Origin of the sequence: Afipia felis ATCC 53690, from assembly GCF_000314735.2 — a bacterium.
Classification (GTDB): Bacteria; Pseudomonadota; Alphaproteobacteria; order Rhizobiales; family Xanthobacteraceae; genus Afipia; species Afipia felis.
In genome coordinates this window covers 2,475,936-2,494,022 of sequence record NZ_KB375270.1, presented here as the reverse complement: position 1 = coordinate 2,494,022, position 18,087 = coordinate 2,475,936, and the positions used below count along the sequence as shown (strand labels likewise).

Genomic DNA, 18,087 nt, shown 5'->3' with positions numbered 1-18,087 from the left:
CTACGAGGACGACTATGCGCATCATCGACACCGACGTTCACGAGAGCTTTTCCAGCATCAAGGATCTGGTTCCGTATCTTCCGGAACCCTACAAGAGCTGGATTGCGAACGGCGCGTGGCGCGGTTTCAGTCAGCCATTTGCTTACACCTCGCCGGGGCTTGGAAACCGTGCGGATGTACGCAGCGCGGATGGCTCCGCGTCGGTGTCCGACTATTCGTTGATGCGGCGGCAATTGCTGGACGAGTACGACCTCAGCCACGCCGTGCTGACCGGTTACTTCTATCCGACCGGGCTCAAGCTTCAGTACGGTCTGGCGACCGCCTTGGCGGCCGCCTACAACGATTATGTCGTTGAGCACTGGCTATCGAAGGACGAGCGCTTCCTCGGAAGCATTCAGATCAATGCCCGCGACCCGGAAGCCGCCGCGCGCGAAATCGATCGTATGGCCGCCCATCCGAAGATGCGTCAGGTCATGTTGCCCGTCGTTGACGACATCGCTTACGGGCACCCGATGTACAGGCCGATCTTTGAAGCGGCGGAACGGAATCGTCTGATGGTCGCATTCCATCACACGACGTTCGCGCAGGGCCCTTACGGGATGGGCCTCCACTACATGGAACGACATTGCCTGATTCCGATTTCGCTGATGCCCCAGGTCATCAGCCTGGTCTGTAACGGGGTATTCGATGCCTATCCGAACCTCCGGTTCATAATCCTCGAGGGTGGGTTCAGCTGGTTGCCGCATGTGATGTGGCGAATGGATCGTGAATACAGGCAGGGCCGGGTGGAGGTGCCGTGGCTCAAGAAGCTCCCGAGCCAGCACTGCCGCGAGCGTCTGCGGCTGTCCACGCAGCCGACGGAGGACATCTCCAGCGAAGACTGGATGAAGTTGATCGATCTGATGGGGACCGACGATATCCTCGTCTTCTCCACCGACTATCCGCATTTCGATTTCGACGATCCGAACGCAGCGATTCCGAAATTACTGCCGCCGACCACGCGAGAAAAAATTCTGTGGCGCAATGCGGCAGAGTTTTACGAGCTCGGTGGACACAATAAGAAGATCCCAAGCGAGGCGGCAGAATAAATTATGGCGAAACATGTTGTCTGCAGTGTCGATGAATTGGACGTTGGCAAAATTACCCCGGCCAAGATCGGAAGATCGCCGATTATCATTTCGAAGTTGCCATCAGGCGAAATTCGGGCGGTCGGTGGCCGGTGCCCTCATCAAGGTGCCGACCTCGAGTTCGGTTGCATTTCCGGGACGACCGAAAGCGATGCCGTGAACGAAATGACGTTTTGTAGTTACGGCGAAACTCTGCGCTGCCCGTGGCATGGGTTCGAGTTTTCGCTGGTCGATGGCCTGCCCACGGTCAAGGACGAGACACGACTGCCGATGAAGCTGCGCTTCTACGACGTCCATGTCGAAGGCAACCAGGTTGTGGTCACGACATGATGCTGGTTGAGGTCGTTGATCGAAAAGGCGAACGAGCTGCCTTTGCAGTCGAACCCGGTCAACGGATTCTTCATGCCGGTCTGATGAAGGGGATCGGTCTGCCGCACGAATGCGGGACGGGGACTTGCGGCAACTGCAAGGCGTCGGTCATGACCGGCACGGTCAGCAATTTGTGGCCGCAAGCGCCTGGCGCGCGAGTCTGCCGCCGTTCGGGAGAGGTTCTGCTGTGCCAGACAGCGGCGACGAGTGCTCTGCAGGTCAAGCTGAATTCGGCGTTCTTCGCGCCCTATCAGCCGCCGTGCGCCATTCGTACCGGTCGGCTGATGCTCAAGCGCCTGCTGACGTCGGAGGTTGGTCTGTTCGATGTCTTGCTTGACGAGCCGATGAAATATCTGCCCGGGCAATTCGTTCTTCTGTCTCTTCCAGGCATCGAAGGGCCTCGGGCCTATTCCATGATCAGCCACGAGCCTGACGAGGCGCGTTTGAGCCTTCTCATTCGGCGCAGTCAGGACGGCCAATTTACATCGCGCATATTCGAAGGCCAGTGCGACGAGCGCGTCGAGGTCTTTGGTCCTCTTGGACGCGCGACTTTCACAACCGCCGAGCAGAGGCCGTTTGTTGCAATAGCTGGTGGCTCAGGCATCGCGGGGATGATGGCCATCATCCGGCATGCCCTCGCCGGTCATCATTTTGCGCAATATCCGTCGCATCTGTACTTCGGCCTGCGCCATCCTGATGCAAGTTACTTGCTCGATGAGCTCTCGGAGTTTGTCGAACAATCACCCGGAAAATTACAGGTGACCGTGGCTTTTTCGGATGTCACGAGTGCCGAAGCTATCGCAGCGCGATACCCGTTGCTTCGGTTCAGCTTCGGGCCGGTGCATGAGATCGCGCGCGATCATGTTCGCGGCGCAGTGGAGGCAGACGGCGCGCAGAAGCCTCTGTTTTTCGTAGGGGGACCGCCGCCGATGGTGGACGCGACCATGCGCGCCCTCATCACACAGTGCAAGATTAGCCCCACAGAGATCCGTTATGACCGTTTCGGCTGAGACCTGGCTGCCTTTGGGGCCTCTTGAAGATATGGAAGAAGGTGAGCGGCGGGAAGTCACGCTGCCGACCGGCAAGATCATCCTGCTGATCAGGGCAGAAGAAAAGATTCACGCCGTCTGCGCCGATTGCCCTCATCAAGATACGCCGCTTGCAGAAGGTTCCGTCGAGGGGACGATCCTGACGTGCCCGCTGCATTTCTGGCAGTGGGATATCCGAACGGGCGAAGAGGTTGGCCTCGCGGAGCTTCCGCTGGAAATTTTCGAGCTGCGCCATGACAACGGCGAATGGTTCGTTCGCGCATAAATCGTGCCGCTCTCCGTCAAAAGAGCTGGGGAATAGGGAAGGCAGGGGTGCATGGACTGGCTGGCCGTATCAGGGGCGGTATTGGCTGTCACCGTCGCATCCTTCGTGCGCGGACTAACAGGCTTCGGTTTTGCCATCGTTGCGACGCCGCTGTTGGCTCTCGTTTATCCTCCAGCGGTTGCTGTTCCCATTGCCACTCTCCTTCAAATCCCCTCAGGCCTGCCGACGGTTCTGCGCGACTGGGATGATACGAATTTTCGCGCGGCAGCGATCGCATGGATCGGCGGAATGCCTGCTTTGATTCCAGGCGTCTTCTTTCTCGGCGTTCTCCCTGCCGACGTCATGCGATTGATCGTAGGTGGTGTGGTTGTTTTCTCGACTGTGGCGCTGGCGCTCGGTCGGAAGCTCAATCGTGATCCCAAGTCATACGAACTGGTCGGGGCAGGAGCGCTCAGCGGGTTGATGCAAGGCGCAGTGGCGATGGCCGGGCCGCCGATCATTTTGCTCATACTGTCATCGTCATGGACTGCCGCCCGCTGCCGCGCCACGCTTTCTTTCATCTTCCTGCTTCTGGGTACAGCAAGTCTGGTGTTCGGCACCATCCACGGCATCGTAAACAGAGAAAGCCTGATGATCGCAGCCGTCACGGTGCCGGGACTGCTTCTGGGTCAAATGGTCGGCACGCATTTCTTCGTTCGAATCGATGCCAAGCGATATCGCGCCGTCTCGACAGTCTGTGTCGCCATGGCCGGTCTGCTTGTTGTGGTTCGAGGGTTGCTATCGTTGCTCTGAGAAGGCGGTATGGAATGAAGGCAATCAGTATCAGTCAGTTTGGCGGTCCCGAAGTCTGCGAGATGCAGGATACGGCCACTCCGGTGCCTGCAGATGGCGAGGCGCTTGTCCGCGTGGCCTATGCCGGTGTGAACTTCATCGATATTTACATGCGGAACGGAACCTACGCGCGTTCGCATACGTATAAAACGCCGCTGCCGATGGTGATCGGTATGGAGGCGTCCGGCACGATTGAGGCTCGCGGTAAAGACGTGAAGGATTTGAAAGTCGGCCAGCGTGTCGCCTTCTGTCTGTCGCGCGGTTCTTATGCCGAATATGTTGCGGTCCCTGCGTGGAAGCTTGTCCCGCTGCCAGAGGACATTTCCTTCGAATTTGGTGCCGCAGCCATGCTTCAGGGATGCACGGCGCATTACCTCAGTCACGCGGCCTTCCCCCTGCAGCGTGGGCAGAGCTGCCTCATTCATGCCGGAGCAGGCGGTGTTGGCCAGCTTCTGATTCAACTCGCGAAAAATCTGGGTGCGACCGTGTTCACGACTGTCAGCACGCCGGAGAAGGCTGACATCGCTCGCAGCCGAGGTGCCGACCATTGCATTCTCTATCGCGACACCGATTTCCGCGAAGGAGTCATGGAGCTCACATCCGGCAAGGGTGTTGATGTCGTCTATGACTCGGTCGGCAAGACAACAATCGCCGACAGTATCCGATGCGTTCGGCGAAGAGGACTTTGTGTCCTGTTCGGAGCGAGTTCGGGCGTTGTGGATGCGATCGAACCGCTTGCGCTTGCGGAAGCCGGGTCGGTGTTTTTCACGCGGCCGCATCTGGCGGACTACATGGCGAATGCTGACGAGATTCGTGGCCGGGCGGCCGAATTGTTCGGGATGGCGAGGGAGAAGCGGCTGTTCCTGACGATCGATACGATCTTCCCGCTCTCCGATGCATCGGCCGCTCACCGTTACATGGAAGGTGGCAAAACGCGCGGAAAGCTTTTGCTCCAAGTTGAACAGTAAAACAAAATGCAAAAAGGAATGGAATGATGCGTCTTAAAGGCAAGGTGGCAATCGTCACGGGTGGTGCCAGCGGGATTGGCAAGGCCATGTGCAAGGCCTTCGCTGCGGAAGGTGCGAATGTTGTCGTGGTCGACATCGACGAGCAGAAGGGCAAAGAGGCGGCAAAGGAAATCGCCGGACAGAGCACCAGCCTGCAGGCGGACGTGACGAATTCGGCCTCCATGAACAAGATGGCGGAAGAAGTCGATCGCCAGTTCGGCCGGATCGACATCCTCGTCAATAACGTTGGTGTGCGTATCACCAAGCCGTTTCTGGATCATACGGATGCCGACTGGAATACGATGATCCAGACCAACCTCACCGGGCCATTTCTGTGCTCCCGCGCCGTGGTGCCGTTCATGAAACGCGCAGGCAAGGGCAGAATCATCAACACGGCCTCGATCGCAAGTTTTGTCGGCCGGCCAAATCGCGTTGCTTACGTTTCGGCAAAGGCAGGTCTCCTTGGCATGACGCGGGCGATGGCGATTGATCTCGGTCCGATGGGAATTACCTGCAACGCTATTGCGCCCGGGTCCATCAATTCGCCGATGAACGCTGCCCAGGCAGCAGATGCCGAGCATGATTGGGGCAAGGAAACGCCCATGGGTCGCTGGGGAACGGCGGAGGACATCGCCAATGCCGCGGTTTTCCTGGCGCTCGACGAATCCAGCTACATCACTGGAGCAGAGTTGAAAGTTGACGGCGGCTGGGTGTCCACCAAGGCCAGAGCGGGAGAGCTGGCGTAAAAGTAAAACTTCTCTTCGACTTGTCGGTCCGACAGCCGCTCGCAGCCTATCCAGGTAAATGAGATAGAGATTGCGATCCGACACTCCCAACCGGCCTGAAATCTTCAGGCCGGTTGTCACGGCCGGTCGTTACCGCCAGCGGTCCTGATCTGGACGCCCGGTGGTCTTGGGAGAACCAAGTAAGAAGTCCAGATAGCCGACAGCTGCGGGGAAAGCCCGCAGATCGACAGTCTGACTGGGGAGGTTTTTCTCTAGCGCTGGTGACCGAGACCGATGCCGAGCTTCAACGCCTTCTGGCGGAGCGAGCCCTCGGTACGCTTCATCTGCTTCGCAATCTTTGCGACAGGCGTTCTGGCTTTCGAATGAGCCTTCAAGGCTTTGATATCGTCTTTGCTAAACGGCCGACGAACGAGTTTCTTTGCAGCCTTCTTCGCAGACTTCTTGACCTTCTTTGCCATTCAACCCTCCTGATCACAATCGATGCGCTTTAACACATCATCGACTGAGATCAAGAAGCGAAGACCGTTGAGGTCTTCGCTTCTTTGTTATCAAACGGCGTCTTTTGCAGCCTTCACGGGGCGTGCGCGGACGATCTTCCGGGCGGGCTTCGCCTTGAACGTCATCGGCTCGCCGGTGAAGGGATTGGTGCCTTTGCGGGCCTTGGTGGCCGGCTTTTTGATCACAACGAACTTCGCAAAGCCCGGGACAAGAAACAGCCCGTTCTTCTTCAGTTCCTTATAACCGATCGTCGCCAACGCTTCGAGAACGCCTTTTACGTCTCGCTTCGAAAGCTCGTTTGCTTCAGCGATCTTCTCGATCAGCTGCGATTTTGTCATCTGGGTTGCCATATCGACTCCATTGATTCGGGCGGCTGACAATACTCGATTTTCCGCGTGTCCAGTGGCCCAGATACGCTTTCTCACCAGGGATTAGAGGCATTCGCGGGTCAAATAGGCCTAATATTTAAGGGTTCCGAGCCGATTCAGGGCATTCCAGGGGCAGGATCGCCCTGCCGTTGCAGACAGGACCTGTCTCCCGATGGCCGGGCGCGCCGCCGATCAGGTGGTGAAATGTCGTCTCGGTCATTGCGGCAGATATCTTGAACGCGGTGATTGATTCATTTGATATCGGATGGCGCGACTGAAATGAGTGCGGCTTCAAGTCAGGTGTTGGCCTCAGCGCAAATGCGGTCAAACGACAGCGCGCGGCCTGACGGCTGGGTCGCTCCGCTGATCGTTGGGGTGAAGCAATTCATCTTGCTATTGCGTTTGGCGCTCACAAAAGGCCGCTCGAAAAGGCGGCTCTTTAATTGGAGCAAAATAATCCGTCCCGAATTGTTCTGGATCATTTTTGTTCTCCGGAAGAATGACGAAGCTATAAAAAAGACGAGCCCGGCTTTGCCGGGCGGACAGTTGCGGCATGGACCAGCCTTTTTTCACTATTGGGCATTCGACCAGGACGATCGAGGAGTTCGTCGACCTGCTGCGAGACTCCGAGGTGACGCTGGTGGTGGACGTGCGCACCATTCCGCGCTCGCGCGCCAACCCGCAATATAATCGCGATACGCTGCCGAATAGCCTCGCCGACTTCCAGATCGGTTATGAGCACATCGCCGAACTCGGAGGCCTGCGGGCCAAAAAGGGTGTCGATCCGCAGATCAACGGCTTCTGGAAGAACAAGAGTTTTCACAATTATGCCGACTACGCACTGGGCGAGGCCTTTCATCAGGGCTTCGCGCGGCTTCTCGAACTCGGCGCGAAACAGCGCTGCGCCATCATGTGCGCGGAAGCCGTGTGGTGGCGCTGCCACCGCCGCATCATCGCCGATTATCTGCTCGCGCGCGGCAAACAGGTCTTTCACATCCTCGGCAAGGGGCATGTCGAGCCTGCGACCATGACGCCCTCAGCCCAGGCGCAGCCGGATGGCGCCGTGCTTTATTCTGCCGCAGGGGCGTGATGCGCGGATAGAAGAGAAGGGGATTTGTCATGGACGATCTTGCTCTGGCCCGTGCCATCCATGTGCTCGCCGTCGTGATCTGGATCGGCGGTGCCTCGATGGCGACGACAGTGATCCTTCCGGCGCTACGACGCGGCGCGTTCGGCAAGGACATGGTCGCAGCGTTCGAAGCTGTCGAGCATCGGTTCATCTGGCAGGCGCGCGCCATGGTGCTTCTGGTCGGTCTCAGCGGATTCTACATGGTGTGGAAGTTCGACCTGTGGGATCGCTTCCATTCGGTATCGTTCTGGTGGATGCATGCGATGGTGTGCGTGTGGGCGCTGTTCGCCTTCGTGCTGTTTGTCGCGGAGCCGTTTATTCTGCAGCCGCGCTTCCATCGCTGGGCGCACGCGTATCCCGACCTCGCGTTCCTTTGGGTGCAGCGCGCGCATTGGGTACTGGTGACATTGGCGTGGATCACCGTGTTCGGCGCAGTAGCGGGCAGCCACGGCTGGTCGATTTTCTAAGTATGATTGCCGCTTACGGCATGATGTCGTGCCATTCGGAAAAGGTCGCGGCCTGGCCGTGACGTGTGCCGTTCTCGTCGATTAACTGCCAGACGATGGCGTTTTCGATCCGGAAGCGCCTGCCGGATTTCGCGATGCGGATACCGGAATAATCGGCGATGAAGCCGTCGCGGCTCACGCGATCAAGCAGGCGTTGCCGCTCGGCACGCTCCGGTGCCTCGGCTGACAGCCGCGAGGGGAGGCCGATCAGTTCATCCGTTGCATATTCGAAGCAGGCCTGCGCCATCTCGTTGGCATAGATGAAGCGCGGGTCGGCGCCGCCATCATGCGCGAGCACGACGAATGGTGCCTGATGATAGAGCCATGTCGCGTCCGCTGCGCCATCGGTTAAATCGCGGCCGAGCAGGCGGCGGAAGCTGCCGGTGATGAGGTCGAACAGGCGGGGATCGTCTGCGATAGAAGGAGCGCGCGGCATGGGAATCTGTCGAAGTTAAGCAGGACCTCTCTTTTACGGGATTGCATGCAAGGCATCCATCGCTAGATTGGCGGCCCAGCCAGCGTGCCCTCCAGATTGGATTTGCCTATGACCGTCCGCATTGTCGATATCCGCGAAGTCACCAAGCCGATCGCCTCGCCGATCCGCAACGCCTATATCGATTTCTCGAAAATGACCTCGAGCCTCGTCGCGGTCGTCACCAATGTGGTGCGCGACGGCAAGACGGTGGTCGGCTATGGCTTCAATTCCAACGGCCGTTACGGGCAGGGCGGCCTGATCCGCGAGCGTTTCGCGCAGCGCGTGCTGGAGGCCGATCCGAAGACGCTGTTGGATGAGAGCGGCGATAATCTCGACCCGCACAAGGTGTGGGCGACGCTGATGATGAACGAAAAGCCGGGCGGTCATGGCGAGCGTTCGGTGGCGGTCGGCACCATCGACATGGCGGTGTGGGACGCGGTGGCGAAGATCGCGGGCAAGCCGCTGTTTCGCCTGCTCGCCGAACAGCACAAGCGCGAGGCCGATCCGCGCGTATTCGTTTATGCAGCGGGCGGTTATTACTATCCCGGCAAGGACAATTCCGCGTTGCGCGCGGAAATGCGCGGCTACCTCGACCGCGGCTACAATGTCGTGAAGATGAAGATCGGCGGCGCGCCGCTGGAGGAAGACCGGCAGCGCATCGAGGCGGTATTGAAAGAAATCGGCAGCGACGCGCAACTCGCGGTCGACGCCAATGGCCGGTTCGATCTCGAGACCGCGATCGCCTACGCCAAGATGCTGCGCGGTTATCCGCTGTTCTGGTACGAGGAGGCAGGCGATCCGCTGGATTATTCGTTGCAGGCGGCGCTCGCCGAATTCTATCCGCGCCCGATGGCGACCGGCGAGAACCTGTTCAGCCATCAGGATGCGCGCAACCTCATCAAGTATGGCGGCATGCGTCCGGATCGCGACTGGCTGCAGTTCGATTGCGCGCTGTCCTACGGTCTCGTCGAATATCTGCGCACGCTCGACGTGCTGAAGACCCATGGCTGGTCGCCATCGCGCTGCATCCCGCATGGCGGGCATCAGATGTCGCTCAACATCGCCGCCGGTCTCGGTCTCGGCGGCAATGAAAGCTACCCGGACCTGTTCCAGCCTTACGGCGGCTTCCCGGACGGCGTGCGGGTCGAGAACGGGCACATCACTATGCCGGACCTGCCGGGCATTGGCTTCGAGGGCAAGTCCGACCTCTACAAGGAGATGAAGGCGCTGGCGTCATAACGCCGCGTCTTTTGGCGGCAAATCGCGTCGGTGGGCGGCCGTAGTTTAAAACCGTTCTAATCTTGCGCGGAATCAAGCTCCATTGACTTGATCGCGACCGATCCTTGGGCCAGTTGATATCTCAAGGACATCGGACATGAAGAACGACCACAAGCCGAACGGCGGCAACGGACCGATCTGCCTCGGGGACACCCTGCGTGGCTTTCGTGGCTTGATCGAAGCCATCACCGTGACCGGTGATCATAACGGCGTGCCCGCGGCGGAGATCGAACGGCGGCTGCTCGAGCTCGGCTTCGTCGAGGGCGCGAGGGTCGAGGTGCTGCATGAAGGCCCGATCGCGGGCGACCCGATTGCCGTGCGCGTTGACAACAACACCATCGCCCTGCGCCGCCGTGAGGCGATGTCGATTTTCGTGGCCTGATCGGAACGGGCATGACCAGCATTACCGAGACCCGGTCGTGGCGCTTCGCGCTGGTCGGCACGCCCAACAGCGGCAAGACTGCGCTGTTCAACGCGCTGACCGGCAGTCGTCAGAAGGTTGCCAATTATCCTGGCGTCACGGTTGAGCGAAAGACCGGTATATTCCAGACGCCGTCGGGCCACCGCATCGACCTCGTCGATCTGCCTGGCACTTATTCCTTGCGCGGCCGCAGTCCCGACGAGGAGGTGACGCGCGACATGGTGCTGGGCCGCATCAATACCGAAGCGCAGCCCGATCTTCTGTTGTGCGTCGCGGATGCCACCAATCTGCGCGTGGCGTTACGCCTCGTCACTGAACTCAAGCGCGCCGGCCGGCCGATGCTGCTGGTCCTCAACATGATCGATATTGCCCGCCATCGCGGCATCGAGATCGATCTGGAGCGTCTGTCCGCCGAACTTGGCATTCCGGTGGTGACCTCCACGGCCGTGCGCCGGGGCGGCACCGAGGAGTTGCTGCGCCGTCTCGATGAACTCGCCGCCAACGGCGCGGGTGAGGTCGGCGAAAACAAATGGGCTGCGCCGACCGCCGCCGATCTGCGCGCGGCGCAGCGCGAAGCCGATCGCGTCATCAAGGCTGCCGTCAGCGAGCCCGCGCGGCCCGATACGCTGACCGGCCGTGTCGACGCGGTGCTGCTGCATCCCGTAGCGGGACTCGTGATCCTGCTCGCGGTGCTGTTCGTCATGTTCCAGGCGGTGTTTGCCTGGGCGCAGCCGGTGATGGATATGATCTCCGGCGGGTTCGATGCGTTCGGCAGTTTCGTTCAGGCCATGCTGCCGGACGGATTGCTGCAGAGCTTCATCCAGAAAGGCGTGATTGCGGGCGTCGGCAGCGTCATCGTGTTCCTGCCGCAGATCATGATCCTGTTCCTGTTCATCCTGCTGCTGGAAGACCTCGGCTACATGGCGCGCGCGGCCTTCCTGATGGACCGCATCATGGGCGGCGCCGGTCTGCACGGGCGCGCCTTCATTCCGTTGCTGTCGAGTTTCGCCTGCGCCATTCCCGGCATCATGGCGACACGCGTGATCGACAACCGGCGCGACCGCCTCACCACCATCATGGTCGCGCCGCTGATGACGTGTTCGGCGCGCATTCCGGTCTACACGCTCATCATCGGTGCGTTCGTGCCGGATCGCACGGTATGGGGCATCGTCGGATTGCAGGGGCTCGTGATGTTCGGCCTCTATGCCATCGGTATTTTCAGCGCGCTCGCGGTGTCGTTCGTCGCCAATCATTTTTTCTGGCGCGAGAGTGCGACGCCGCCCTTCATGCTCGAATTGCCTGACTACAAGCTGCCGCAACTGCGCAGCGTGGCGATGGCGCTCTACACGCGTGTGATGATGTTCCTCAAGCGTGCGGGCACCACGATCTTTTCGATGATGGTGGTGATCTGGTTCCTGGCATCGTTCCCGCGTCCGCCCGTGGGCGCGACCGAGCCTGCCATCGATTACAGTCTCGCTTACATCCTCGGCCGCTGGATCGAACCTGCCCTCGCGCCGATTGGCTTCAACTGGCAGATCAGCGTCGCTCTCATTCCCGGCATGGCCGCACGTGAAGTCTCGGTCGCCTCACTCGGCACGATCTACGCTATTGGTGGTGGCGACGAGGCGACGGCGCAGATCGGTCAGGCGCTCGCCGGCAACTGGAGTCTTGCGACCGCGCTGGCCTTCCTTGCCTGGTTCATCTTCGCTCCGCAATGCGCCTCGACGCTCGCGGTGATCCGGCGCGAGACCGGCGGCTGGCGCTGGATGTTCATCACCTTCTTCTACATGCTGGCGCTGGCCTATCTCGCGGCCTTCGTTACCTTCCGCATCGCCACGGCGCTGGGTTGGGGTTAGCTCAGGCTTTTCGTGCGGCGAGCAGGTCGTTGAGATCGAGGCGGCGCGTGAACATCGCAAGCGAGCCGTCGGCATTGCGCGGCCATTCTTCTTTCGGCCGATCCCAATAGAGTTCGACGCCGTTCTGGTCCGGATCGCGCAGATAAAGCGCTTCGCTGACGCCGTGATCGCTCGCGCCGTCGAGCGGAATGCCGGCTTCGAACACGCGATGCAGCGCATCGGCCAGATCGGCGCGGGTGGGATAAAGGATCGCGGTGTGAAACAGGCCTGTGGTGCCGGGCGCCGGCGGTGAGCCGCCTTTGCTTTCCCAGGTGTTGAGGCCGATGTGGTGGTGATAGCCGCCTGCCGAGATGAAGGCGGCCTGATCGCCGTAGCTCTGCATCAGCTCAAACCCGAGTACGCCGACATAGAAGCCGAGAGCGCGGTCGAGGTCCGCGACCTTCAGGTGGACGTGACCGATCCGCGTGCCTGGTGCAATCGGTTGTGGCGTCGTCATGCAAATATCCTCAGCGGATCGGTGGTGCGTATTGGATGCCGCCCGCGTTCCAGAGCTGATTGAGGCCGCGCGGAATGCCGAGCTTGGAGCCCAGGCCGACATTGCGCTCGTAGACCTCGCCGTAATTGCCGACATGGCGGATGATCCGTGCAGCCCAGTCCTTGGTGAGACCAAGCTCTTCGCCATAGGTGCCCTCGGTGCCGACAAGCCGCATCACGTCCGGCTTCTTCGACTTCAGCGCCTCGTCGATGTTCTTCGAGGTCACGCCAAGCTCCTCGGCGTTAAGCATCGCATAGACCGCCCACTTCACGATCAGCATCCACTGGTCGTCGCGCTGGCGCACCACGGGTGCGAGCGGCTCCTTGGAGATAATGTCGGCGAGAATGACATGATCGTCGGGCTTGGCGAGATTCTGCCGGTAGGCATAAAGCTGCGAGGTGTCGGTGGTGAGCACGTCGCACTGGCCGGCCTCGTAGGCCTTGAGAAGCTCGCCGATATTACCGAACTTCATCTCGTCATAGGTCATGTTGTTGACGCGGAAATAATCCGCGAGATTGAGCTGCGTCGTGGTGTCGGACTGTACGCAGATACGGGTGCCGCCGAGTTCCAGCGCGGAATCGACGTTGCGCGCGCGCCGCACCATGAAGCCTTCGCCGTCATAATAGGACACGGCCGCGAAGGTCAGGTCGTAGTCAACCTCGCGTGACATGCTCCATGTCGAATTGCGCGACAGGATATCGACCTTGCGGTTCTGCAACTCCTTGAAGCGCTGGTTGGTGTCGAGCGGGATGAAGTTGACCTTGGTCGCGTCGTCGAAGACCGCGGCTGCGACTGCGCGGCAGATATCGACGTCGAAGCCCGACCAGTTGCCGTTCGCATCCTTGTTGGAGAATCCGGGGAGTCCGGCGTTGACACCGCAGTTCACCGCGCCGCGCTTTACCGTGCGTTTCAGTGTCTGGGTATCGTAACGGTCGAGGGTTATGAATGCGCCGGCGGCGACGATCAGTGCCACGAGAAGTCCGAGCAGGAGCCCGGAGCGGAAGGTGCGTGAGAAGATGGCCATGTCGGTGCCCCGTGTCCCCAATCGGTCAAGACTCTAGCGAAATCAGATCTGCGGCTTCTGCCGGACGACAACTTTGGTGCCGACCGGAATGCGGTCGTAAAGGTCTTCAATGTCGGCATTGACCAGCCGGAAGCAGCCGGACGACACCGCGGTGCCGATGGTCTGCGGCTGGTTGGTGCCGTGAATTCGATACACGGTGGTGCCGAGATAGAGTGCGCGCGCGCCCATCGGGTTGCCGGGGCCGCCCGCCATGAAGCGCGGCAGATAAGGCTGGCGTGCGATCATCTCCGGCGGCGGCGTCCAGTCCGGCCATTCCTGCTTGCGGGTGATCTTCAAAAGCCCCTGCCACTGAAAGCCTTCGCGTCCGACGCCGATGCCGTAGCGCAGCGCGCGGCCGTTGCCCTGCACGACATAGAGGAAACGCTCGGAAGTCGAGACGATGATGGTGCCCGGAGCTTCGGTGGTGCGATAGAACACCGTGGTGCGTTTGAACTCCGGCGGCAGTTCTTCTTCCGCTTCACTCGGCACGTAGCCGGGCTGATCGCCATCGACATATTTCGTCGGATAGCGGCCCTGAGCGGCGGCGGACGGAATCGACAGCACACTCAGCGCCGCGACGCAGGTGAGAAGGGAAAGCAGTCGGGATGCGATCATGAGAAGCTCCGCTCTAGAACCGCTATCAAATCTGACCGCTGCGGCACTGGCAAGCCATCCGCGCCTTGATCGGGCGAAGGTTTTGGTTCGTTCAAATTTTAAGGGAGCAGTCTCTTACCGGTGCGGTGCGATCCAGAGGCGCAGGATGTAGGAGATCAGCGCAACGGTGCCGACGCCACCGAGCCAGAGCGCTACGAACCATGCGAGGCGCTGGAGAAGGCGAGGCGGCTGGTGCGATGTGTTCAATGGTAACCGCTTCCCGCCCGGACCTTGCCGCGAAAGACCCAATAGGCCCATGACGTATAAGCCAGAATGAGCGGAACCAGGACGGCGACGCCGACTAGCATGAAGGTCAGGCTCTTTTCCGGAGCGGCGGCCTGCCAGATCGTGATGCTGTTGGGCACCACGTAAGGCCACATGCTGATGCCGAGCCCGGCATATGAGAGCGCGAAGAGCAGGAGTGTCAGGAAGAACGGCCGATAGTCGTGGCGGTTCTTCAGGTTCACGATCAGCAGCACGGTGACGATCGCGACTGCGAGAGGAACCTGTGCCGTCAGCATCACGTTCGGCCATGCGAACCAGCGCTCGGCATAACCATTCTGCAGGAAGGGCGTCGCGAGGCTGACCGTGCCGATTGCGGCCAGGGTGGCGAACAAGAGCCGCCAGCTCAAATGATAGGCGCGCTCGCGCAAGTCGCCCTCGGTTTTCATCACGAGCCAGGTCGCGCCGAGCAGACTGTAGCCTGCGATGATCGACAGTCCGGTCAGGATGCTGAACGGCGTCAACCAGTCCCACCAGCCGCCGCCGTAATGCCGGCCTGCGACGGGCACGCCCTGCAGGATAGCGCCGAGCGCGATGCCTTGTGCCAACGCTGCGAGCAGTGAGCCGCCAGCGAACGCGGTGTCCCAGCGGTTGCGGTCGCTTTGCAGCGTGCGCCAGCGGAATTCGAAGGCGACACCACGGAAGATGAGGCCGATCAGCATCGCGATCATCGGCGTGTAAAGAGCGGGCATCAGCACGGCATAGGCGAGCGGAAAGGCGGCCATCAGCCCGCCGCCACCGAGCACCAGCCATGTTTCGTTGCCGTCCCAGACCGGCGCGACCGAATTCATGATGACGTCGCGGTCTTCCTTGGCGGGAAACAGCGGAAACAACATACCGAGTCCGAGGTCGAAGCCGTCCATCACCACATACATGAACACTGCAAAAGCGATGATGAATGCCCAGATCGTCGGAAGGTCGATCGCGATGTTCATGAGCGATGCTCCTGCGCGACCGGCGCCGGGCCGGGCATGATGCCCGCAGCGCGGACCGGCGTATCCCGGCTCGGCCCTTCCTCGCCATGATGTGGCGGCTTGGCCATCAGGCGCAGAATGTAGAAGATGCCGATCGTGAACACGGCGAAGTAGACGATGATGAAGGCAATCAACGAGGAGGCGACGGCGGGCGCGTCGAGCGGCGAGGCGCTGTCGGCGGTGCGCAGCAGGCCCCAGACGAGATAGGGCTGTCGTCCTGCTTCGGTGGTGATCCAGCCTGCGAGCACGGCGATGAATCCGGCAGGCCCCATCGCCAGCGCGTAACGATGCAGCCAATGCGATGTGTACAGTGTGCCGCGCCAGCGCTCCCACAGGCTGAACAGACCAAGGCCGAGCATCAGGAAGCCGATTCCGACCATGATGCGGAACGACCAGAAGATCAGCGGCACGTCCGGCCAGTCCTTGCGCGGCACGGTGTCGAGACCTTTCAGCGGCGCATCAAGGGAGTGTTTGAGGATCAGCGAGGAGGCCTTCGGCACCTCGACGCTGTATTTCACGCGTGCGTTCTTCTGGTCGGGCCAACCAAATAAAATCAGCGGTGCGCCGTCAGGGTGGCTCTGGAAGTGTCCTTCCATTGCCATCACTTTCGCCGGCTGATGTTCAAGCGTGTTGAGTCCGTGCTGGTCGCCGGCGAGAATCTGGATCGGCGCGACGAGCGTCGCCATCCACATCGCCATCGAGAACATCATGCGCGGGGCTTCACGTGAGGAATCGCGCAGCAGATGCCAGGCGCCCACGCCGCCGACCACGAGGGCGGTGGTGAGATAGGCCGCGAGCACCATATGCACCAGCCGGTAGGGGAAGGACGGATTGAAGATCACCTCCCACCAATCGGCCGGTACGAACTGGCCGGCGGCGTTGACGGCGTAGCCGGCGGGCGTCTGCATCCAGGAATTCGCCGACAGAATCCAGAACGCCGAGAACAGCGTGCCGGCGGCGACCATCAGCGTCGCGAAGAAATGCAGTTTATGTCCGACGCGCTCAAGCCCGAACAGCATCACGCCGAGGAAGCCCGCTTCGAGGAAGAATGCGGTAAGTACCTCATAGGCCATCAGCGGCCCGATCACGGGGCCGGTCTTGTCCGAGAAGCCCGCCCAGTTGGTGCCGAACTGGTAAGACATCACGATGCCGGAGACGACGCCCATACCGAAGGCGATGGCGAAAATCTTCAGCCAGTAATTGAACAGGTTGATGAAGACCTCGCGGCCGGTCCACAGCCAGAGCGCTTCGAGCACCGCGAGATAGCTGGCGAGGCCGATCGAGAAGGCCGGAAACACGATGTGGAACGACATCGTGAAAGCGAACTGCGAGCGTGCCAGATCAATAGCGCTGATACCGTCCATCATCGCGATATCCATTCAGCCCAGCATGTAAGGGATATAGCACGCCGGACGCGTCGTTCAACAACCGGTCTGCGTTGCGTTTTGCGAATAAAACGGAATGTGAAGGTTTGACCTAGCGCACGTCGATGCGGCGAAATCCGTTCCATAATGCTGTTGCAGCGCCGGATGTAAGGACCGACAGCGCGCGTTCAGTTTGGAAATTGCCGTTGAGCGACAGTCGCGGCAGCGCGTTCAAATGATCGGCATGCGAGGGAAACAGCATGCCAGGCCGCGTCGTCACCGCGCTGTGGAATCCAAGCACTGCGGTGGTGTCGAACTCGCGACGCCCGGCGGCAGCCTTGTCGCCGTAAGGGTAAGCAAAATGGTTGACGGGTTGCTCCAGCACGGCGGCGATGCGCTCGCGACTCGCGGAGATTTCGCGATGTGCCTGATCGGCCTGTTCATGCGCGAGATTGCAATGCGTGATCGTATGCGCGCCGATCGTCACCAGCGGGTCGGTGGCAAAGGCTTTCAACTCGTCCCACGACATGCACAGCTCGCGGCTGATCGCTGCATCGTCGACGCCGCAGCGCCGCGCCAGCATGCCGACGGCGGCATTGATGTCGCGATCCGTCGGCAGGCGGCGGAAATGATCGTGAAGACGGACAAACGCATCCTGCTTCTGCGCATCCGTCGCGGCTTCGATCCGCACCTCGACGCCGTCGAGGGGAAGGGTGATCGCTTCGCTCTTTGCCACGATGCGCTCCAGCGCCACCCACCATAACCGGCCCGTACCTGCGGCGAAGTCGCTCGCCGCATAGACCGTCATCGGCGCATCGAAACGCCGCATGATCGGCAGCGCGTAATCGCGGTTGTCACGATAGCCGTCATCGAACGTGAAGGCTGCGAAGCGGCGCTCAAACTGCTGCGCAGTGAGACGGCGACGCGCCTCATCGAGGCTGACGATATCGATACCGCACGCGCGCAGATTCGTAAGCACGGCTTCGAGAAAGCTTGGGGTGATTTCAAGATGTCGGTTAGGCTGGAAGCCCGCCGGTTTGGCGGGCCGGACGTGATGCAGCATCAGGATGAAGCCGACGCCGCCGGTAACCGGGGCGAGCAGCCGGTATGCTCCGGTCGCCGCCATCGTTTCCAGACCGAGCCGGATCACCGTGCCGCGCAGCTTTTTCATGCATCCGTCCAAAACCGGGTTTGAGAGCGGATTTTGTGACAGAATCGGTTGAAGAATAGGTTATCCAGAGGCCCATCCGCGCAATGCGCGCCAGACGGCATCTTCCAAATTGACACTGC

General features: G+C 60.6%; 23 protein-coding genes and 1 pseudogene. 13 read left to right on the top strand and 11 right to left on the bottom strand.

The genetic code is table 11. The annotated features are described in order from the left end of the window. Window positions 1–14 precede the first annotated feature (14 nt). The 8 genes and pseudogenes from HMPREF9697_RS11820 (at window position 15) to HMPREF9697_RS11790 (ending at window position 5,394) form a co-directional block, all read left to right on the top strand. Entirely contained in the window at window positions 15–1,088 is a 1,074-nt protein-coding gene (locus HMPREF9697_RS11820; protein ID WP_002717453.1) for an amidohydrolase family protein, read from the top strand. Window positions 1,089–1,091: 3 nt separating this feature from the next. After that, complete coding sequence (locus HMPREF9697_RS11815) at window positions 1,092–1,457, top strand: Rieske (2Fe-2S) protein (RefSeq protein ID WP_002717452.1); 366 nt, start codon at window positions 1,092–1,094, stop codon at window positions 1,455–1,457. Continuing rightward, a pseudogene (locus HMPREF9697_RS21650) lies at window positions 1,454–1,690 on the top strand (2Fe-2S iron-sulfur cluster-binding protein); the annotation flags it as partial. The gene HMPREF9697_RS11815 and the pseudogene HMPREF9697_RS21650, both read left to right, overlap by 4 nt. Window positions 1,691–1,780: 90 nt before the next feature. Continuing rightward, window positions 1,781–2,506 (top strand): FAD-binding oxidoreductase, encoded by a 726-nt coding sequence (locus HMPREF9697_RS11810; protein ID WP_244598030.1) that lies wholly within the window; start codon window positions 1,781–1,783, stop codon window positions 2,504–2,506. Then, window positions 2,490–2,810 (top strand): Rieske (2Fe-2S) protein, encoded by a 321-nt coding sequence (locus HMPREF9697_RS11805; RefSeq protein WP_002717450.1) that lies wholly within the window; start codon window positions 2,490–2,492, stop codon window positions 2,808–2,810. Before HMPREF9697_RS11810 ends, HMPREF9697_RS11805 begins: the two co-directional genes overlap by 17 nt. 51 nt (window positions 2,811–2,861) lie before the next feature. Then, on the top strand, window positions 2,862–3,602 hold the full coding sequence (locus tag HMPREF9697_RS11800) for a sulfite exporter TauE/SafE family protein (RefSeq protein ID WP_002717449.1): 741 nt from the start codon (window positions 2,862–2,864) through the stop codon (window positions 3,600–3,602). A 14-nt stretch (window positions 3,603–3,616) separates the two neighbouring features. After that, entirely contained in the window at window positions 3,617–4,609 is a 993-nt protein-coding gene (locus HMPREF9697_RS11795) for a quinone oxidoreductase family protein (RefSeq protein WP_002717448.1), read from the top strand. Window positions 4,610–4,632: 23 nt separating this feature from the next. Then, window positions 4,633–5,394, top strand: coding sequence for an SDR family NAD(P)-dependent oxidoreductase (locus HMPREF9697_RS11790; protein WP_002717447.1), 762 nt, complete (start codon window positions 4,633–4,635; stop codon window positions 5,392–5,394). 251 nt (window positions 5,395–5,645) lie between these two features. Here HMPREF9697_RS11790 and HMPREF9697_RS11785 read toward each other — a convergent pair whose 3' ends face one another. The 3 genes from HMPREF9697_RS11785 to HMPREF9697_RS11775 all read right to left on the bottom strand — a co-directional run bounded on the left by HMPREF9697_RS11785 (window position 5,646) and on the right by HMPREF9697_RS11775 (window position 6,742). Beyond that, window positions 5,646–5,852, bottom strand: a complete 207-nt coding sequence (locus HMPREF9697_RS11785; RefSeq protein ID WP_002717446.1) for a hypothetical protein — start codon at window positions 5,850–5,852, stop codon at window positions 5,646–5,648. A gap of 90 nt (window positions 5,853–5,942) precedes the next feature. Further along, the gene (locus HMPREF9697_RS11780) at window positions 5,943–6,242 is read right to left on the bottom strand and encodes an HU family DNA-binding protein (RefSeq protein WP_002717445.1); all 300 of its coding nucleotides are present in this window, start codon (window positions 6,240–6,242) and stop codon (window positions 5,943–5,945) included. Window positions 6,243–6,556: 314 nt separating this feature from the next. Further along, window positions 6,557–6,742 carry a hypothetical protein gene (locus tag HMPREF9697_RS11775; RefSeq protein WP_002717444.1) on the bottom strand — a complete coding sequence of 62 codons (186 nt, stop codon included), beginning with the start codon at window positions 6,740–6,742 and terminating at the stop codon, window positions 6,557–6,559. A gap of 71 nt (window positions 6,743–6,813) precedes the next feature. Here HMPREF9697_RS11775 and HMPREF9697_RS11770 point away from each other — a divergent pair, with 71 nt between their 5' ends. Both HMPREF9697_RS11770 and HMPREF9697_RS11765 read left to right on the top strand, forming a co-directional pair. Next, window positions 6,814–7,350 (top strand): DUF488 domain-containing protein, encoded by a 537-nt coding sequence (locus HMPREF9697_RS11770; RefSeq protein WP_002717443.1) that lies wholly within the window; start codon window positions 6,814–6,816, stop codon window positions 7,348–7,350. Between the two features lie 29 nt (window positions 7,351–7,379). After that, window positions 7,380–7,856, top strand: a complete 477-nt coding sequence (locus HMPREF9697_RS11765; RefSeq protein ID WP_002717442.1) for a hypothetical protein — start codon at window positions 7,380–7,382, stop codon at window positions 7,854–7,856. A 13-nt stretch (window positions 7,857–7,869) separates the two neighbouring features. On the opposite strand, the gene HMPREF9697_RS11760 is transcribed toward HMPREF9697_RS11765, so the two are convergent. Then, complete coding sequence (locus tag HMPREF9697_RS11760) at window positions 7,870–8,331, bottom strand: MEKHLA domain-containing protein (protein ID WP_002717441.1); 462 nt, start codon at window positions 8,329–8,331, stop codon at window positions 7,870–7,872. 108 nt (window positions 8,332–8,439) lie between these two features. Here HMPREF9697_RS11760 and HMPREF9697_RS11755 point away from each other — a divergent pair, with 108 nt between their 5' ends. The 3 genes from HMPREF9697_RS11755 (at window position 8,440) to feoB (ending at window position 11,925) form a co-directional block, all read left to right on the top strand. Further along, window positions 8,440–9,609 carry a mandelate racemase/muconate lactonizing enzyme family protein gene (locus tag HMPREF9697_RS11755; RefSeq protein ID WP_002717440.1) on the top strand — a complete coding sequence of 390 codons (1,170 nt, stop codon included), beginning with the start codon at window positions 8,440–8,442 and terminating at the stop codon, window positions 9,607–9,609. Between the two features lie 136 nt (window positions 9,610–9,745). Continuing rightward, entirely contained in the window at window positions 9,746–10,030 is a 285-nt protein-coding gene (locus tag HMPREF9697_RS11750) for a FeoA family protein (RefSeq protein ID WP_002717439.1), read from the top strand. 11 nt (window positions 10,031–10,041) lie between these two features. After that, a complete protein-coding gene (gene feoB, locus HMPREF9697_RS11745; RefSeq protein ID WP_002717438.1) occupies window positions 10,042–11,925 on the top strand; it encodes a ferrous iron transporter B in 1,884 nt (627 codons plus the stop codon). A 1-nt stretch (window position 11,926) separates the two neighbouring features. On the opposite strand, the gene HMPREF9697_RS11740 is transcribed toward feoB, so the two are convergent. The 7 genes from HMPREF9697_RS11740 to HMPREF9697_RS11715 form a co-directional block, all read right to left on the bottom strand. After that, entirely contained in the window at window positions 11,927–12,421 is a 495-nt protein-coding gene (locus tag HMPREF9697_RS11740; RefSeq protein ID WP_002717437.1) for a VOC family protein, read from the bottom strand. A gap of 10 nt (window positions 12,422–12,431) precedes the next feature. Continuing rightward, the gene (locus HMPREF9697_RS11735; protein WP_002717436.1) at window positions 12,432–13,484 is read right to left on the bottom strand and encodes an amino acid ABC transporter substrate-binding protein; all 1,053 of its coding nucleotides are present in this window, start codon (window positions 13,482–13,484) and stop codon (window positions 12,432–12,434) included. Between the two features lie 42 nt (window positions 13,485–13,526). After that, window positions 13,527–14,138, bottom strand: coding sequence for a L,D-transpeptidase (locus tag HMPREF9697_RS11730; protein ID WP_002717435.1), 612 nt, complete (start codon window positions 14,136–14,138; stop codon window positions 13,527–13,529). 114 nt (window positions 14,139–14,252) lie between these two features. After that, a complete protein-coding gene (locus tag HMPREF9697_RS20730) occupies window positions 14,253–14,384 on the bottom strand; it encodes a DUF2474 domain-containing protein (RefSeq protein WP_085947183.1) in 132 nt (43 codons plus the stop codon). Continuing rightward, the gene (gene cydB, locus HMPREF9697_RS11725) at window positions 14,381–15,394 is read right to left on the bottom strand and encodes a cytochrome d ubiquinol oxidase subunit II (RefSeq protein WP_002717434.1); all 1,014 of its coding nucleotides are present in this window, start codon (window positions 15,392–15,394) and stop codon (window positions 14,381–14,383) included. Before cydB ends, HMPREF9697_RS20730 begins: the two co-directional genes overlap by 4 nt. Then, on the bottom strand, window positions 15,391–16,800 hold the full coding sequence (locus HMPREF9697_RS11720) for a cytochrome ubiquinol oxidase subunit I (RefSeq protein ID WP_002717433.1): 1,410 nt from the start codon (window positions 16,798–16,800) through the stop codon (window positions 15,391–15,393). The genes cydB and HMPREF9697_RS11720 overlap by 4 nt, the downstream gene beginning before the upstream one ends. A gap of 109 nt (window positions 16,801–16,909) precedes the next feature. Then, window positions 16,910–17,968 (bottom strand): polysaccharide deacetylase family protein, encoded by a 1,059-nt coding sequence (locus HMPREF9697_RS11715; RefSeq protein WP_002717432.1) that lies wholly within the window; start codon window positions 17,966–17,968, stop codon window positions 16,910–16,912. Window positions 17,969–18,087: the final 119 nt, after the last annotated feature.

Coding starts and splice junctions, on each gene's coding strand:
- HMPREF9697_RS11820 (WP_002717453.1), top strand. CDS start 15: ATGCGCATCATCGACACCGACGTTCACGAGAGCTTTTCCAGCATCAAG.
- HMPREF9697_RS11815 (WP_002717452.1), top strand. CDS start 1,092: ATGGCGAAACATGTTGTCTGCAGTGTCGATGAATTGGACGTTGGCAAA.
- HMPREF9697_RS11810 (WP_244598030.1), top strand. CDS start 1,781: ATGCTCAAGCGCCTGCTGACGTCGGAGGTTGGTCTGTTCGATGTCTTG.
- HMPREF9697_RS11805 (WP_002717450.1), top strand. CDS start 2,490: ATGACCGTTTCGGCTGAGACCTGGCTGCCTTTGGGGCCTCTTGAAGAT.
- HMPREF9697_RS11800 (WP_002717449.1), top strand. CDS start 2,862: ATGGACTGGCTGGCCGTATCAGGGGCGGTATTGGCTGTCACCGTCGCA.
- HMPREF9697_RS11795 (WP_002717448.1), top strand. CDS start 3,617: ATGAAGGCAATCAGTATCAGTCAGTTTGGCGGTCCCGAAGTCTGCGAG.
- HMPREF9697_RS11790 (WP_002717447.1), top strand. CDS start 4,633: ATGATGCGTCTTAAAGGCAAGGTGGCAATCGTCACGGGTGGTGCCAGC.
- HMPREF9697_RS11785 (WP_002717446.1), bottom strand. CDS start 5,852: ATGGCAAAGAAGGTCAAGAAGTCTGCGAAGAAGGCTGCAAAGAAACTC.
- HMPREF9697_RS11780 (WP_002717445.1), bottom strand. CDS start 6,242: ATGGCAACCCAGATGACAAAATCGCAGCTGATCGAGAAGATCGCTGAA.
- HMPREF9697_RS11775 (WP_002717444.1), bottom strand. CDS start 6,742: ATGATCCAGAACAATTCGGGACGGATTATTTTGCTCCAATTAAAGAGC.
- HMPREF9697_RS11770 (WP_002717443.1), top strand. CDS start 6,814: ATGGACCAGCCTTTTTTCACTATTGGGCATTCGACCAGGACGATCGAG.
- HMPREF9697_RS11765 (WP_002717442.1), top strand. CDS start 7,380: ATGGACGATCTTGCTCTGGCCCGTGCCATCCATGTGCTCGCCGTCGTG.
- HMPREF9697_RS11760 (WP_002717441.1), bottom strand. CDS start 8,331: ATGCCGCGCGCTCCTTCTATCGCAGACGATCCCCGCCTGTTCGACCTC.
- HMPREF9697_RS11755 (WP_002717440.1), top strand. CDS start 8,440: ATGACCGTCCGCATTGTCGATATCCGCGAAGTCACCAAGCCGATCGCC.
- HMPREF9697_RS11750 (WP_002717439.1), top strand. CDS start 9,746: ATGAAGAACGACCACAAGCCGAACGGCGGCAACGGACCGATCTGCCTC.
- feoB (WP_002717438.1), top strand. CDS start 10,042: ATGACCAGCATTACCGAGACCCGGTCGTGGCGCTTCGCGCTGGTCGGC.
- HMPREF9697_RS11740 (WP_002717437.1), bottom strand. CDS start 12,421: ATGACGACGCCACAACCGATTGCACCAGGCACGCGGATCGGTCACGTC.
- HMPREF9697_RS11735 (WP_002717436.1), bottom strand. CDS start 13,484: ATGGCCATCTTCTCACGCACCTTCCGCTCCGGGCTCCTGCTCGGACTT.
- HMPREF9697_RS11730 (WP_002717435.1), bottom strand. CDS start 14,138: ATGATCGCATCCCGACTGCTTTCCCTTCTCACCTGCGTCGCGGCGCTG.
- cydB (WP_002717434.1), bottom strand. CDS start 15,394: ATGAACATCGCGATCGACCTTCCGACGATCTGGGCATTCATCATCGCT.
- HMPREF9697_RS11720 (WP_002717433.1), bottom strand. CDS start 16,800: ATGATGGACGGTATCAGCGCTATTGATCTGGCACGCTCGCAGTTCGCT.
- HMPREF9697_RS11715 (WP_002717432.1), bottom strand. CDS start 17,968: ATGAAAAAGCTGCGCGGCACGGTGATCCGGCTCGGTCTGGAAACGATG.